General features: G+C 71.4%; 15 protein-coding genes. 6 read left to right on the plus strand and 9 right to left on the minus strand.

From position 1 onward, the window contains the following. The first annotated feature begins 63 nt into the window (after positions 1 to 63). Complete coding sequence (locus AB0D18_RS28680) at positions 64 to 657, plus strand: TetR/AcrR family transcriptional regulator (protein WP_362424576.1); 594 nt, start codon at positions 64 to 66, stop codon at positions 655 to 657. 89 nt (positions 658 to 746) lie between these two features. Here the strand turns inward: AB0D18_RS28680 and AB0D18_RS28685 are convergent, their stop codons facing one another. The 8 genes from AB0D18_RS28685 to AB0D18_RS28720 all read right to left on the minus strand — a co-directional run bounded on the left by AB0D18_RS28685 (position 747) and on the right by AB0D18_RS28720 (position 6,941). Further along, positions 747 to 1,961: an acyl-CoA dehydrogenase family protein gene (locus tag AB0D18_RS28685; RefSeq protein WP_362424579.1), complete on the minus strand. Its 1,215-nt coding sequence runs from the start codon at positions 1,959 to 1,961 to the stop codon at positions 747 to 749. 6 nt (positions 1,962 to 1,967) lie between these two features. After that, a complete protein-coding gene (locus AB0D18_RS28690; RefSeq protein WP_362424582.1) occupies positions 1,968 to 3,041 on the minus strand; it encodes a phosphotransferase family protein in 1,074 nt (357 codons plus the stop codon). 158 nt (positions 3,042 to 3,199) lie between these two features. Next, positions 3,200 to 3,484, minus strand: a complete 285-nt coding sequence (locus tag AB0D18_RS28695) for a DUF202 domain-containing protein (protein WP_362424737.1) — start codon at positions 3,482 to 3,484, stop codon at positions 3,200 to 3,202. A 119-nt stretch (positions 3,485 to 3,603) separates the two neighbouring features. Next, entirely contained in the window at positions 3,604 to 3,996 is a 393-nt protein-coding gene (locus AB0D18_RS28700) for a DUF202 domain-containing protein (RefSeq protein ID WP_362424585.1), read from the minus strand. Beyond that, on the minus strand, positions 3,993 to 4,505 hold the full coding sequence (locus AB0D18_RS28705) for an NUDIX domain-containing protein (protein WP_362424588.1): 513 nt from the start codon (positions 4,503 to 4,505) through the stop codon (positions 3,993 to 3,995). Before AB0D18_RS28705 ends, AB0D18_RS28700 begins: the two co-directional genes overlap by 4 nt. Before the next feature lie 25 nt (positions 4,506 to 4,530). Continuing rightward, positions 4,531 to 5,301 carry a glucose 1-dehydrogenase gene (locus AB0D18_RS28710; RefSeq protein WP_362424591.1) on the minus strand — a complete coding sequence of 257 codons (771 nt, stop codon included), beginning with the start codon at positions 5,299 to 5,301 and terminating at the stop codon, positions 4,531 to 4,533. Between the two features lie 14 nt (positions 5,302 to 5,315). Further along, the gene (locus AB0D18_RS28715) at positions 5,316 to 5,954 is read right to left on the minus strand and encodes a TetR family transcriptional regulator (protein ID WP_362424594.1); all 639 of its coding nucleotides are present in this window, start codon (positions 5,952 to 5,954) and stop codon (positions 5,316 to 5,318) included. Positions 5,955 to 6,050: 96 nt separating this feature from the next. Continuing rightward, positions 6,051 to 6,941, minus strand: a complete 891-nt coding sequence (locus AB0D18_RS28720) for a DMT family transporter (RefSeq protein ID WP_362424597.1) — start codon at positions 6,939 to 6,941, stop codon at positions 6,051 to 6,053. Between the two features lie 179 nt (positions 6,942 to 7,120). Here AB0D18_RS28720 and AB0D18_RS28725 point away from each other — a divergent pair, with 179 nt between their 5' ends. Next, a complete protein-coding gene (locus tag AB0D18_RS28725) occupies positions 7,121 to 8,863 on the plus strand; it encodes an FAD-binding dehydrogenase (RefSeq protein ID WP_362424600.1) in 1,743 nt (580 codons plus the stop codon). A 108-nt stretch (positions 8,864 to 8,971) separates the two neighbouring features. Here the strand turns inward: AB0D18_RS28725 and AB0D18_RS28730 are convergent, their stop codons facing one another. Then, positions 8,972 to 9,442 (minus strand): ASCH domain-containing protein, encoded by a 471-nt coding sequence (locus AB0D18_RS28730; RefSeq protein WP_362424603.1) that lies wholly within the window; start codon positions 9,440 to 9,442, stop codon positions 8,972 to 8,974. Positions 9,443 to 9,628: 186 nt separating this feature from the next. On the opposite strand from AB0D18_RS28730, the gene AB0D18_RS28735 reads away from it, so the two are divergent. From AB0D18_RS28735 to AB0D18_RS28750, 4 genes are all read left to right on the plus strand, one after another. Then, positions 9,629 to 10,579, plus strand: coding sequence for a hypothetical protein (locus tag AB0D18_RS28735; RefSeq protein ID WP_362424606.1), 951 nt, complete (start codon positions 9,629 to 9,631; stop codon positions 10,577 to 10,579). A gap of 114 nt (positions 10,580 to 10,693) precedes the next feature. Continuing rightward, the gene (locus tag AB0D18_RS28740; RefSeq protein WP_362424609.1) at positions 10,694 to 12,286 is read left to right on the plus strand and encodes an APC family permease; all 1,593 of its coding nucleotides are present in this window, start codon (positions 10,694 to 10,696) and stop codon (positions 12,284 to 12,286) included. A 268-nt stretch (positions 12,287 to 12,554) separates the two neighbouring features. After that, a complete protein-coding gene (locus AB0D18_RS28745) occupies positions 12,555 to 13,220 on the plus strand; it encodes a molybdopterin-dependent oxidoreductase (RefSeq protein ID WP_362424739.1) in 666 nt (221 codons plus the stop codon). Next, positions 13,162 to 13,809 (plus strand): cytochrome b/b6 domain-containing protein, encoded by a 648-nt coding sequence (locus tag AB0D18_RS28750; RefSeq protein ID WP_362424612.1) that lies wholly within the window; start codon positions 13,162 to 13,164, stop codon positions 13,807 to 13,809. The genes AB0D18_RS28745 and AB0D18_RS28750 overlap by 59 nt, the downstream gene beginning before the upstream one ends. Positions 13,810 to 13,912: the final 103 nt, after the last annotated feature.

Consider the following 13,912-nt stretch of genomic DNA (forward strand, 5'->3'; position numbering starts at 1 on the left):
GCAGCGGCACGACAGCTTTCGACTCCACGCACATTCGCACGTACAGCAAGGCAGGTGGCGGCAATGGCCAGAACGACGGACCCGAGCGGCACCCCCGTTCCCCAGCGGCTGCTGGCCGCCGCCACCCGGCTCTTCGCCGAGCGCGGCTACGACCGCACCTCGGTCCAGGAGATCGTCGAGGCGGCGGGCGTCACCAAGGGCGCCCTCTACCACTACTTCGGCTCCAAGGACGACCTGCTGCACGAGGTGTACGCACGGGTGCTGCGAGTCCAGCAGGAGCGCCTGGACGCGTTCGCCGACGCGGACGCCCCTGTCGAGCAGCGGCTGCGGGACGCGGCGGCGGACGTCGTGGTCACCACCATCGAGAACCTCGACGACGCGTCGATCTTCTTCCGCTCCATGCACCACCTGAGCCCGGAGAAGGACAAGCAGGTAAGGGCGGAGCGGCGGCGCTACCACGAGCGGTTCCGCGCCCTGGTCGAGGAGGGCCAGAAGTCGGGCGTCTTCTCGTCGGCCACCCCCGCGGACCTGGTGGTCGACTACCACTTCGGCTCGGTCCACCACCTGTCGACCTGGTACCGCCCGGACGGCCCACTGGCCCCGCAGCAGGTGGCGGACCACCTGGCGGACCTGCTGCTGCGGGCGCTGAGGCCGTAGCGGCTGGCCCGGCCCGCCGCCCACGTCTGCCGGCGCCCGCAGCCGCCGAACCCTACAGGTACCTCTTCACGCCCGCAGGCCGCCGAGCCCTACAGGTACTTCTTCAGCTCCCGCCGCGCCAGCGACCTCTGGTGCACCTCGTCGGGCCCGTCCGCCAGCCGCAGCGTCCGCGCCCCCGCCCACAGTTCGGCCAGCGGGAAGTCCTGGCTGACACCGCCCGCGCCGTACAGCTGCACCGCGTTGTCGATGATGTCGAGCACCGCACGCGGCGTCGCGATCTTGATCGCCTGGATCTCGGTGTGCGCACCCCGGTTGCCGACCGTGTCCATCATCCAGGCCGTCTTCAGCACCAGCAGCCGCAGCTGCTCGACGGTCACCCGGGCGTCCGCGATCCAGTTCTGCACGACGCCCTGCTGGGCGAGCGGCTTGCCGAACGCACTGCGCCCCACCGCCCGCCGGCACATCAGCTCGATGGCCCGCTCGGCCATGCCGATCAGCCGCATGCAGTGGTGGATGCGCCCGGGACCGAGCCGCGCCTGCGCGATCGCGAACCCGCCGCCCTCCTCGCCGACCAGGTTCGCGGCAGGCACCCGTACGCCGTGGAAGACGACCTCCGCGTGCCCCCCGTGGTAGTGGTCCTCGTACCCGTACACCTGCATCGCGCGGCGGATCTCGACGCCCGGTGCGTCGCGCGGCACCAGGATCATCGACTGCTGGCGGCGCACGTCGTCACCGTCCGGGTCGGTCTTGCCCATCACGATGAAGACCTTGCAGTCGGGGTTCATCGCCCCAGAGATGTACCATTTCCGCCCGGTGATGACGTATTCGTCCCCCTGGTGCTCGATCCGCGTCTCGATGTTCGTCGCGTCCGAGGACGCCACCTCGGGCTCGGTCATCGCGAACGCCGACCGGATGTCGCCGGACAGCAGCGGCTCCAGCCACTGCTTCTTCTGCTGCTCGGTGGCGAACTGGAACAGCAGCTCCATGTTCCCGGTGTCCGGCGCCGCACAGTTCAGCGCGGTCGGCGCCAACTGCGGGGAGCGGCCGGTGATTTCGGCCAGCGGTGCGTACTGGAGATTGGTCAGCCCCGCCCCGTACGTCTCGTCTGGAAGGAAGAGATTCCAGAGCCCCTGCCGCCGCGCCTCCGCCTTCAACTCCTCCACCACCGCCGGGGTGTCCCACGGCGAGGCCAGCTGCTCCCGCTGCTCGTGCGCGACCGTCTCCGCCGGGTACACGTGACTGTCCATGAAGGCGAGCAGCCTGCCGCGCAGCTCTTCGGTCCGTGCGTCGTATGCGAAGTTCATGAGTCTTCAGCCCTTCTGAGGGGTCGTCAGGGTTGCCAGAGTCGTCAGGCCGTGCTGGATGAAGACGGGCACCAGCTCGCCGATCCGGTCGAAGCCGGCGCCGACGGTCTGCCCGAGCGTGTAGCGGTAGTGGATGCCTTCGAGGATCACGGCGAGCTTGAACCAGGCGAACGCCGTGTACCAGTTCACCGCCGACACGTCCCGCCCGGACGCGGCCGCGTAGCGTGCGACGATCTCGTCCGCCGTGGGATGGCCCGCCGCGGAGGCCGTCGTGGAGATGGGGGAGCCGGGCAGATCCAGCTTCGTCCCGTACATCACCAGGAGGCCGAGGTCGGTCAACGGGTCGCCGAGCGTGGACATCTCCCAGTCGAGGACGGCGCGGATGGTGTCGTCCGGGCCGCCGATCAGGACGTTGTCGAGCCGGTAGTCGCCGTGTACGACCGTGGGCGCGGGGGAGTCGGGCAGCGCCCGCCCCAGTGCGGCGTGCAGCTCGTCGATCCCGGCCAGCTCACGGTTGCGGGAGGCGTCCAACTGCTTCCCCCAGCGCCGCAGCTGACGGTCCAGGAAGCCGTCGGGCCGGCCGAAGTCGCCGAGCCCCACCGACTCGGGTTCCACCGCGTGCAGTTCGACGAGCGTGTCGACAAGTCCCAGCACGGCGGCGCGGGTCCGCCCGGGACCCAGCGGAGCCAGCTCCTCCGCCGTCCGGTACGGCGTCCCCGCCACGAACTCCATGACGTAGAACGGCGATCCGAGCACCGACTCGTCCTCGCACAGCAGGACCGGTGCGGGCACCGGCACCTTCGTCGGATGCAGCCCGCTGATCACCCGGAACTCACGCTTCATGTCGTGCGCCGTCGCCAGTACGTGACCGAGCGGCGGGCGGCGCACCACCCACCGCGAGCTCCCGTCCGTGACGTCGTACGTCAGATTGGAGCGCCCTCCCTCGATCAGCCGGGCGGACAGCGGCCCGGCCACCAGGCCAGGCCGCTCGCGGTCCAGATACGCGCGCAGCGCTTCAGGATCGAGACCGGGCGGCGGCGCGGCGGCGGGCTGGGGCCCTGGCGGGGGGACGGTGCTCATGTGCGGTACCTCCGGGCGCGTACGTACGTGTGAGATGGTGCGCCCCATCATGCCGACCAGTCGGTATGCCGTCCAGAGCTCCCCCGACTCTGTGTCCCTGCCCACTCGGAGCAGCTCGCGCTCCTGCCCGTGCTCCGGCTGGGGCTCCTGCCCGCCCCTCACCACACCACCGCCACCCCGAACCCCGCCAGCGCCACCACACAGCACACCGCTGCCAGCGCCCGCCGCGCCCCCAGCGCCTCCGGCCGCGCCCGGTCCAGCTCCCGCAGCCTGCGATGCGCGACGACCAGGAACCCCACCCACACCAGTGCGCTCAGCGCGGCGGCCAGCACTCCCACCGGCGTGATCCCGTCATGGATCGACTGCTTCCCCGCGAGCACCGCAACCACCGTGCAGGACAAGGTCGTACGCCGCCAGGCCAGCCGCGTCCGCTCGGGCTGCAGACCGGGATCACGCTGCCCCGGGTCACGATCCCCCGGGTCACGATCCCCAGGATCACGATCCCCAGGACCGCGATCCCCCGGATCACGATCCCCAGGACCACGTACCGCAGCGGGCCGACTCACCCCGCCCACCCGAACAGCACGACCACCACCATCGCCACCGCGACCACCCCCACCAGCAGACTCAGCACCGTCGGGAAGCGCGTCACCGGCAGGTCCTCGCCACGCCGCATCGCCCGCTCGCACCGCACCCAGTGGTTGACCGCGCGCAGCGCGCACAGCGCTCCGGCCGCCAGCAGCGCGAGGGCCATCCCGACCCGTACGCCCCAGCGCAGGTCCGGCAGGAACTGGTCGACCGCGAAACCGGCCCCGACCAGCGCCAGCGCGGTCCGCACCCAGGCCAGGAAGGTGCGCTCGTTGGCCAGCGAGAACCGGTAGTCGGGCGTGTCGCCCTCCTCGCGAATGCGCTGCGGCGCCCACCACAGCCGCAGCCCCTCCCACAGGGCGTTCACCGGCGCACCAGCAGCTCGTACGCGGCCCGTCCGTCCGGCACCCACTCCCAGGCGTCCGGCCCGTCGCCGAGCCGCCGCGCCAGCTGCTCGTCGGTCAGGAAGGTGTGCCAGGCGACCTCCTCGACCTGCGGGTCCACCGGCAGCTCGCAGCGCACCTCATAGAGGTGGCTCCACCAGCTCTTCCCCGCGCCCTCATAGAGGAACTTGAAGAGCGGCACCGGCTGCGGCAGCCCCGACACCCCCAGCTCCTCCTCCGCCTCGCGCAGCGCCGCCGCGTCGTACGTTTCGCCCGCGCCGACGACGCCGCCCACGAACATGTCGTACAGCGAGGGGAAGACCAGCTTGGTCGCGGTCCTCCGGTGCACGAAGGTCCGGCCCTGCGCGTCCCGTACGCGGATGAACGTGCAGCGATGGCGCAGGCCCCGCGCGTACACCTCACCGCGCGGGGCCTGCCCGACGACCTCGTCGTTCTCGTCGACGACGTCCAGGATCTCTTCAGCGGGGTTCATGGCCCCATCCAACATCAACTGCCGATCACTGACCCATCACGTACTTCACCGTCGGGCCGGTCGTCCAGCCGCCGTCCACGGCCAGCTCGGCGCCCGTGACGTACGACGCGGAGTCCGACAGCAGGAAGACGACCGCACCGGCGATCTCGTGCGCCTCGCCGACCCGGCCCATCGGGGTGTTCGGGTAGTTGCCCTCGCCCTGCTGGATGCCGACGGCGGCCGTCATCGGGGTGTACGTCATGCCCGGGTGGACGGAGTTGACGCGGATCTTCGCCGTGCCCAGCTCGACCGCACCGATCTTCGTCAGACCGCGCACGCCCCACTTGGACGCGCCGTAGCCGGCGGTCAGCGCGAGGCCCATCAGACCCGCGGCGGAGGAGATGTTGACGATCGAACCGCCGCCCGTCTCCTTCATCGCGGGGATGACGGACTTCATGCCGATGAAGACACCGGTCAGGTTGATGTCGAGGACCTTGCGGAAGTGCTCGACCGACTCGTCCGCGAGGAACTGGCCGGCGGATATCCCGGCGTTGTTCACCAGACCGTCGATGCCGCCGAACTCGGCGACCGCGAAGGCCGCCACCCGCGCCCAGTCCTCCTCCGACGTCACGTCGTGGTGCTGGAAGCGGGCCCGCTCGCCGAGCTCGGCCGCGGTGGCCGCGCCCTCCTCGTCGAGGACGTCGGTGAGGACGACATTGGCGCCGGCGGCGACCGCCTGCCGGGCTGCCTCCGCGCCGAGACCCCGGGCGCTGCCGGTGATGAGGACGGTCTTGCCGGTGAGGTCGTTGTTGCTCATGGTGCTGACTTCTTTCAGGAGCGTTCGGGTACGTGGGTGTGGGGCGCGCCGAGCAGGGCCGTGGTCGTCTCCACGAGGTCGGCGAGGAACACGTTCTGGCCGGTCAGCGGGGCGACGCCGGCCAGATACTGGCGGGCCCGGTCCGCCATGGCGGCGCCGACCAGCGTCAGCGCGAGGTCGATCCGCTCCAGCAGCAGCGGCTCGGGCAGCCCGCCCCGTACGAGGGCGGCCTCGACGCGCTCGATCAGCTGCCAGTACGAGGTGCCCGCCAGCGTCGGGTGCGGAGTCCGGGAGCGGACGCCGCTCTCGTGACTGAGCTGCGCCGAGACGCGCAGACAGCGGCGGCCCCGGTCGGTGGCCAGTTCGGTCGCCTCCGCCGCGACCAGCGCGGTGATCAGCTCCCGTACGGAAACCCCGCATGCGGTCAGCAGTGGCGCGAGCACCTGCTCGGTGCGCTCCTGGCGTCCCGCCATCACGGCGTCGAGCAGCCCGGCGCGCGAACCGAAGTGGTACTGGACGGCCGACGGATTGCTCTGCCCGGCCAGTCTCACCACGTCCCGCAGCTGTGCCCCGTCGACGCCCTGCGCGGCGAAGACCTCCTCGGCCGCGCGGATCAGCTTGTCCCGGGTCTCGGGTCCTGAGGTCCTTGCCATGCACGCAGTCTAATGCTGGCCATTATTAATGGCGAAAGTGCCAGCTCAGAGGGGCGGTCAGCCAGGGGTGTTCAGGGGTGCGCTCAGGAACGTGGCTCAGCTGTGCACGAGGACCTTCTCGCGGACCTGGGCCACCCCGCTCGGCATCGCCGGATGACGGCTCAGCAGCACGATTCCCGCCACGATCGCCACCAGCCCGGCCGCCTCCCCGGCCAGCGCCCACGGCCCCGTCTGCAGCCGGTCACCCAGGAACCCGACCCCGCACGCCACCCCGGCCAGGGGCTGCGCCGCCGTCAGCGCGGGCAGCGACATGCGCAGCGTCCCCGTCTCGAACGCGCTCTGCACGAGGACCAGCCCCGCGAGGCCGAGCACCAGCACCCCGTACACCTGCCAGCTCCCGAGCAGCGCCGGCCAGCCGCCCTCGCCGAACCGCTGCCCGCTCACCCGGGTCAGCGCGTCCTGCAGCCCGTACAGCAGCCCGGCCGCCAGTGCGAGCAGTGCGGGCCCCGAGCCCATCCGGGACCGCTTCGCGTGCGCGGTCAGCAGCACCGCCAGCCCCACCACGACCCCGATGACCAGCCAGTGCCGCAGCGGACCGACCTCGGCCCGGCCGCCGTGCGGCTGCCCCGCCACGAGGAAGCAGGCGACCCCGCCCGCGAGCAGCCACAGCCCGGCCCAGCCCTGCCGGCCGAGCCGGCATCCGGTCCGCCACCGCGACAGCGCCATCGCGAACAGCAGGTTCGTCGCGAGCAGCGGTTCGACCAGCGACACCTCGCCGTACGAAAGGGCCAGCGCGCCGAGCACCATGCCCGCCACCATGCAGCCGATCCCGGCCAGCCAGCGGGGCACCCGTACGAGGTCGAGCAGCAGCCGCAGCGAGAGGAAGTCGCCGAGCGGAGCCCGCCGGGCGGCGTCCTGCTGGAGTACGAACCCGAAACCAAGGCAGCACGCAGCGCTCAGAGCCAGCAACAGAACAGTCAGCGACACCGTGTAAACCCTCAAAATGCGGTGGGGATGCGGGGACTTTCGCCGACCATAGCGGCACAAGGGCGGTGATCGCAGCGGCGGCGAGCAGGGAGCGCTCCCGCTGCGGGTACCCCCGGACGGCCCAAGGAAGGAGTCGTCGAACGGTTGACTGGCTACTTCCGAGTACCGAAGATCGGGCCATGAACGCCAAGGGGAACGACGCCAAGGGCCTGGACACGGGCGCCAAGGGCCACGACGCGGGCGCCAAAGGCCACGACGCGGGCGCCAAGGGCTATGACGCGGACGTCATCGTCGTCGGAGCGGGCCTCGCGGGCCTCGTCGCCACCGCCGAGCTGGTCGACGCCGGCCGGAAGGTGATCCTCCTCGACCAGGAGCCCGCGCAGTCCCTGGGCGGCCAGGCGCACTGGTCCTTCGGCGGCCTCTTCCTCGTCGACTCGCCCGAGCAGCGCAGGATGCGCGTCAAGGACAGCCCGGAACTCGCCCTCCAGGACTGGCTGGGCACGGCCGGCTTCGACCGCGACGAGGACGCCTGGCCCCGGAAGTGGGCCGAGGCGTACGTCGACTTCGCGGCGGGGGAGAAGCGCCACTGGCTGCACCAGCAGGGCGTCCGGTTCTTCCCGGTCGTCGGATGGGCGGAGCGCGGAGGCTACGACGGATGCGGCCCTGGCAACTCCGTACCCCGCTTCCACATCACCTGGGGTACGGGCCCGGGGCTGCTCGCTCCCTTCGTACGCCGGGTCCGCGAGGGCGTTGCGCGCGGCCTGGTCACCTTCAGGTTCCGCCACCGTGTGACGGGTCTCTCCCGTACCGCAGGATCCGTCGACACCGTCTCCGGCGAGATCCTGGAGCCGTCCGGAGCCGAACGCGGCACCGCCAGCACCCGCACCGTGACCGGGGACTTCTCGCTCCGCGCCCAGGCGGTGATCGTCACCTCCGGCGGCATCGGCGGCAACCACGACCTGGTCCGCGCCCAGTGGCCCGAGCGGCTCGGCACCCCGCCCGCGCACATGCTCTCCGGGGTCCCCGCACACGTCGACGGGCTGATGCTCGGCATCACGGAGGCGGCCGGTGCGAGCCACATCAACCGCGACCGGATGTGGCACTACACCGAGGGGATCCAGAACTGGAACCCCCTCTGGGCCAAGCACGGCATCCGCATCCTGCCCGGCCCTTCCTCCCTCTGGCTCGACGCGCGCGGACAGCGGCTCCCCGTCCCGCTCTTCCCGGGCTTCGACACCCTCGGCACGCTCGACCACATCATGAAGACCGGCTTCGACTACACGTGGTTCGTGCTCGATCAGAAGATCATCGGCAGGGAGTTCGCCCTCTCCGGCTCCGAGCAGAATCCGGACCTGACGGGCAAGTCGGTGCGCGGCGTCATCGACCGGGCGAGGGCCGCGGTCCCCGCCCCCGTAAAGGCGTTCATGGACAACGGCGCGGACTTCGTCGTCGAGAAGGACCTCGCCTCGCTCGTGCGCGGCATGAACGCCCTCACCAAGGAACCGCTCGTCGACGAGGCGGACCTGCGCCGCCAACTCGTCGCGCGCGACCGGGAGATGGCGAACCCCTTCACGAAGGACCTGCAGGTCACGGCCATCCACGGAGCCCGCAAGTACCTCGGCGACAAGCTGATCCGCACGGCGACCCCGCACCGCATCCTGGACCCGAAGGCGGGCCCGCTGATTGCCGTACGCCTGCACATCCTGACCCGCAAGTCGCTCGGCGGCCTGGAAACCGACCTCTCCTCCCGCGTCCTCACCCCGGACGGCAGCCCGCTGCCGGGGGTCTACGCGGCGGGCGAGGCGGCCGGCTTCGGCGGCGGCGGCGTCCACGGCTACCGCTCCCTGGAAGGAACGTTCCTCGGCGGCTGCATCTTCTCGGGCCGAGCGGCGGGGCGGGCAGCAGCGCAAGCGGTGGGGTAGCAGGGGGGTGTGGGGCGGTGGGCATCGTGCGGGCGCGTCGTGGCTGATCGCGCAGTTCCCCGCGCCCCTAAAAGCCTGCCCCTCCGCGACCGCGCGCCGACCCCGCCCCTACAACCGCCCCACCACCCTGAACCTCTCCGCGACCACCATCGTCGCGTCGTCCACCACGAACCCCGGATCCCCCATCGCCTCCCGCATCTCCTCCCCGTGCCAGAACCTCTCGTGCGCCTCCCGCCACTGCGCCACCGACGTGTGCCCCTCGCCCTCGTCCAGCGCGTGCTGAAGGTCCACGTCCCCGAGCCGCAGCACCCGTACCTCGGTCGTCTCCAGGACCGCGACCTCCCGGCCCTCCGAGTCGATCAGTGCGGCCAGTTCGCCGATCGGCGGAAGCTCCTCGTTCTCCGCCTCGTACTCGCACAGCAGCCCCGTCGTCGACACCTTCTCGCCCGACAGCACCGCCGCGACCAGCCGGTCGCGCAGCGGGCCGGGGAAGGCGAGCAGATGGGGCGGCAACGGCGGAAGCGAATCCGGACCCTGCCCCGCTGGATTTCCGGCATTGGTTGTCAAGTCGTCACCCATCCCGTCATCTTAGGAGGCGCACCCCGCCCCACCTGGGAATACCCCGCACCCGACCTTCTCAACTGCATCACAGAAAGGGAGAGTTGGTGCCGATAAAACCCGTCGGGCCTTGACGTGGAGCCGCCCCTACCGCTTTGCTGTGCGTGATCAAACGCTGGCTCATCGCGCCGTGGAGGTACCCCGCGGATGGCCCCACCTCCGCCGCTCCTCGGCCGTTCCCGCCGCAGAGGCGAGCCGCCCCCCGACCCGGCCCTCGACGACGTCGAACTCGTCGACGTACGCGACCAGTTGGCCCAGGGACGGTGGACCGCGGTGCGCGCCCTGCTGGCCCGTTCCGGCGACGACTGGGACCGCCGAGGCCACCGCCTGCTCGTCCTGGCCGAGCCGAAGGGCAGCCATGCCTGGGCCCAGGACTGGCTGATCGCCGAGCCGGAGAGCGTCGACGCCACCGCCCTCCTGGCCTGTGCCGAAATCCACCGTGCCCTGCTCGGCAAGGGGTGCCCGGACCGCGCCCGGCAGTCCTGCCGGCGCGCCGCCGACCGTGCCCCGGAGGACCCGACCCCCTGGCTCGGCATGCTCCTGCTCGCCCGCCACCTCGGCACCGAGGAGGAGGTCACCCAGCTGTACGACCAGGTCAGGGCCCGTCACCCGGAGCACCACCACGCCCACCACCTGATCATCGCCCGGCTCGCGGAACGCCGCCCCGACATAGGGCAGAACCCCCTCCACGAGGTGTACGACTTCGCCGCCTGGGCCGCCGAACAGGCTCCCGCCGACTCCCCGCTGGCCGTCCTCCCCGTCGTCGCGCACGCCGAGCGCTACCGGGCGCTCGCCGTCGCCGGACAGGTGCCGCCCGACCCGGAGGCCTCCGGGCACTGGACCGGCCGCCGCGCCCGCCAGACCATGAAGGCCGCCTTCGACTGGTGGCTGGAGTGGGAGCGCGACGACCACCCGCGCTCCCGCGTCGACCTCAACTTCCTCGCCCACGCGAAGTACTGCGAGGGCCGCACCGCGGAGGCCGCCGCGCTCTTCCACCGGATCGGCCCGCACCGGACCGCAGCCCCCTGGTCCTACCCCGACCGGGACCCCCACCAGGCTTTCCGCACCGCACGCGGCGTCGCGCTCGGTGACGTCTGACACCGGCCCGACCACCCGACCCCGCCCCGATCGGCCCCGCCCCACTCCACCCGACCAGTGACGAAACCCTTGCGCACACCAACCCCTCACCCACACCGAAGGGACAACCCCGCGATGGCGACGGGCAGTTCACCCACACGCACGACCAGAGCGACCGGCAGCAGCGGCGAAGGCGGCGGCGACGCCGGGATCAACACCTACAAGGGCGAGGAGGGGGCACTGCGCGCGGGCCGCCTCGGCACCCTCGGCCTGCTGCTGTCCGTCCTCGCCGCGAGCGCCCCCCTGATGGTCGTCGCGGGTGTCATGCCCACGATCTTCGGCGTGATGGGAGTGGTCGGCCAGCCGCTCCTGTTCCTCATCCTCGGCGCGGTCCTCCTCCTCTTCAGCGTCGGTTACGCGGAGATGAGCCGGCACATCCACAACGCGGGCGCCTTCTACGCCTACATAGCCCGCGGCCTCGGCGCCACCGCCGGCGCCGGAGCCTCCCTGGTCGCCCTCGTCGCGTACAGCGCCATGCAGGTCGGCATCTTCGGCATCCTCGGCTTCGAGCTGTCCGGCATCTTCGCCACGTACCTGGGCCTCAGCATCGCCTGGTGGGTCCCGGCCCTGGTCTGCGTCGTCCTCGTCGGCTTCCTCGGCTGGCTGAAGATCGACCTCAACGCCAAGGTCCTCGGCGTCCTGCTCCTCATCGAGTGCCTGCTCGTCGTCGTCTTCGACATTTCGGCCGTCGCCGAACCGGCGAAGGCCACCGGTCTGTCCCTCAAGGCGTTCGACCCCAGCACCCTCAGCGGCCCCGGCGTCGCCCTCGGCACCGCGCTCTGCTTCTCCATCGCCGCCTTCGTCGGCTTCGAGCAGGCCCCGGTGTACGCCGAGGAGACCCAGCGCCCGCACGTGATCGTCTCCCGGGTGATGTTCCTCGGCGTCGCCTACTCCGCGATCTTCCTGGCCCTCAGCTCCTGGGCGGTCAGCGTCGCAGCCGGCCCCGGCAAGGTCTCCCGGATGGCCACCGAGGAAGGCCCGGGGATGCTCTTCACCCTGGTCCAGGAGCGCCTCGGCGCCACCTTCACGGACGTACTGCACATCCTCTTCGTGACCGGCATGTTCGCCGCGCTCCTCAGCTTCCACAACGTCGTCGCCCGCTACTCCTTCGCGATGGGCCGCGAAGGACTCCTCCCCGCGGCGTTCGGCCGTACGAGCAAGGCGAGCGGCGCCCCCGCCACCGGTTCCGTCCTCCAGTCGGTCGTCTCCCTGCTCGTCGTGCTGGCCTTCGCGCTCACCGACGACAAGCCGATCGACGACCCGACCACCCCGGTCCTGCACCTCTTCACCTGGATGGGCAACGTCGGTGCGCTCGGCGTCATCCTGCTGATGGCCGTGGCCTCGTTCGCCGTGATCGCCTTCTTCGTACGGCGCGGAGCGGGCGCGGCCCAGAAGTGGCGGCTGCTCTGCTCCGGCCTCGCCGGACTCGCACTGCTGGGCATCGCCGTCTACACCGTCAAGGACTTCGGCATCCTGGTCGGCGCCGAGTCCGGCTCCGCGCTGAGCTGGATCCTGCCCGGCATCATCGGCGTCTCCGCGGTCGGCGGACTGGTGTACGGCGTGGTGCTCAAGGCGAAGAAGCCGGAGGTGCACGCCCGGATCGGCCTCGGCAACGAGGCGTTCCAGCTCGACAAGGCGGCGACGGAGTCGCAGGCGGCACGCGGCTGATCCGCCGCCGCCCAAATCTGACGAAACGCTGACGAGTACTCGCGGCCCCTGGCCCCCGGCGGCCGCGAGTGCTCGAATCATGGGTGTGACCCCTCAAGCCCCACCCCCGGACGAACCGGCACGGCCGAACGACCCCGCGCCGCAGGCCTCTGCGCCGGGCGATCCCGCACCGGGCGACCCCGAGCCGCAGGCCTCCGCGCCCAGTGACCCGGCACCCCACGACCCCACCCCCCGCGGTGCCCCGATCGGCCGCCGCCTCGTCCTCGGCATGCTCGGCCTCGGCGCGGCAGGCATGGCCGCGGCCCCGTACGTCCAGAACGGCATCGACTCCTTCCTCGGGGCCGCCGCGGGCAAGGACCCCACCGGAGTGACCGGGCTCCTCCCCAACAGCAGCGGCTTCCGCTACTACTCGGTGGCCGCCTCCACCCCGAAGAAGACCGAGCAGACCTACCGCCTCACCGTCGACGGTCTGGTGGACCGTCCCGCCACGTACACGCTGGCGCAGCTCCGGTCGATGCCCCAGACCCGGCTGGTCCGCGACGTCCAGTGCGTCACCGGCTGGCGGGTCCCGCAGACCCCGTTCGAGGGCGTGCAGCTCTCGCACCTCCTCGCGCTGGCCGGTGTGCGGCCGTCCGCCAGGGCGATCCGCCTCACCTGCTTCGACGGCACGTACAGCGAGAGCCTCACCCTCCAACAGGCGGGCCGCAAGGACGTGTTGGCCGCCCTGAAGATGCAGGACAAGGACGTCCCCCACGCGCACGGCGGCCCGGTCCGCCTCTACGTCGCGCCCATGTACTTCTACAAGTCGGCGAAATGGCTCTCCGGCATCACCGTCACCGACCGGGTCCAGCCCGGCTACTGGGAGGAACTGGGTTATGACGTCGACGCCTGGGTCGGCAGGTCCAACGGCCGCTCCGACACCCCCACCGTCTGAACTCCCCTCCCGGGTAAGGAGGTTCACGCGCACCGCGCGCCTGGTGCACCGTACGACCGCGATCCTGATGCTCACCTGCATCGCCACCGCGGCCTGCCTCTACCTGCCGTCCCTCGCCGAGCTGGTGGGCCGCCGCCACCTGGTGGTCACCGTCCACATCTGGACGGGCGTCCTCCTCCCCGCCCCGTACGTCCTGGGCCTGGTCTCCCGGGCCTTCCGCGCCGACCTCTCGCTGCTCGGCCGCTTCACCTCGTACGACAAGGAATGGCTGAGGGCCGCCCGCCGGCGCACATTCCACCGCCCCGCAGGGAAGTTCAACGCGGGCCAGAAGCTGTACGCCGGCTGGATCGCGGGCGCGGCGCTCGTCATGCTCGGCACCGGTCTGCTGATGTGGCTCACCCACCTGACCCCGCTGACCTGGCGCACGAGCGCCACCTTCGTCCACGACTGGCTCGCCCTGGCCATGGGCGTCGTCATCGCCGGCCACCTCTGGATGGCCCTGACCCACCCGGAGTCCCGCCGCGGCATGCGCACCGGCGAAGTCGACCGCACCTGGGCCGAGGCCGAACACCCCCACTGGCACCCCTGACCCCGACAGTCGGCCACCCCGACCAAGCCCCTGGAAGTCATCACCCTCTGCGCACGCGGCCCCACCCTTTTACGCCAGTAATGCCCCAATTGCGGATTTCCCG

The sequence above is a fragment of the Streptomyces sp. NPDC048442 genome (assembly GCF_040651475.1).
Lineage (GTDB): Bacteria > Actinomycetota > Actinomycetes > Streptomycetales > Streptomycetaceae > Streptomyces.

Coding starts and splice junctions, on each gene's coding strand:
- AB0D18_RS28685 (WP_362424579.1), bottom strand. CDS start 1,961: ATGAACTTCGCATACGACGCACGGACCGAAGAGCTGCGCGGCAGGCTG.
- AB0D18_RS28705 (WP_362424588.1), bottom strand. CDS start 4,505: ATGAACCCCGCTGAAGAGATCCTGGACGTCGTCGACGAGAACGACGAG.
- AB0D18_RS28735 (WP_362424606.1), top strand. CDS start 9,629: ATGGCCCCACCTCCGCCGCTCCTCGGCCGTTCCCGCCGCAGAGGCGAG.
- AB0D18_RS28680 (WP_362424576.1), top strand. CDS start 64: ATGGCCAGAACGACGGACCCGAGCGGCACCCCCGTTCCCCAGCGGCTG.
- AB0D18_RS28715 (WP_362424594.1), bottom strand. CDS start 5,954: ATGGCAAGGACCTCAGGACCCGAGACCCGGGACAAGCTGATCCGCGCG.
- AB0D18_RS28725 (WP_362424600.1), top strand. CDS start 7,121: ATGAACGCCAAGGGGAACGACGCCAAGGGCCTGGACACGGGCGCCAAG.
- AB0D18_RS28690 (WP_362424582.1), bottom strand. CDS start 3,041: ATGAGCACCGTCCCCCCGCCAGGGCCCCAGCCCGCCGCCGCGCCGCCG.
- AB0D18_RS28750 (WP_362424612.1), top strand. CDS start 13,162: ATGACGTCGACGCCTGGGTCGGCAGGTCCAACGGCCGCTCCGACACCC.
- AB0D18_RS28740 (WP_362424609.1), top strand. CDS start 10,694: ATGGCGACGGGCAGTTCACCCACACGCACGACCAGAGCGACCGGCAGC.
- AB0D18_RS28730 (WP_362424603.1), bottom strand. CDS start 9,442: ATGGGTGACGACTTGACAACCAATGCCGGAAATCCAGCGGGGCAGGGT.
- AB0D18_RS28710 (WP_362424591.1), bottom strand. CDS start 5,301: ATGAGCAACAACGACCTCACCGGCAAGACCGTCCTCATCACCGGCAGC.
- AB0D18_RS28745 (WP_362424739.1), top strand. CDS start 12,555: ATGCTCGGCCTCGGCGCGGCAGGCATGGCCGCGGCCCCGTACGTCCAG.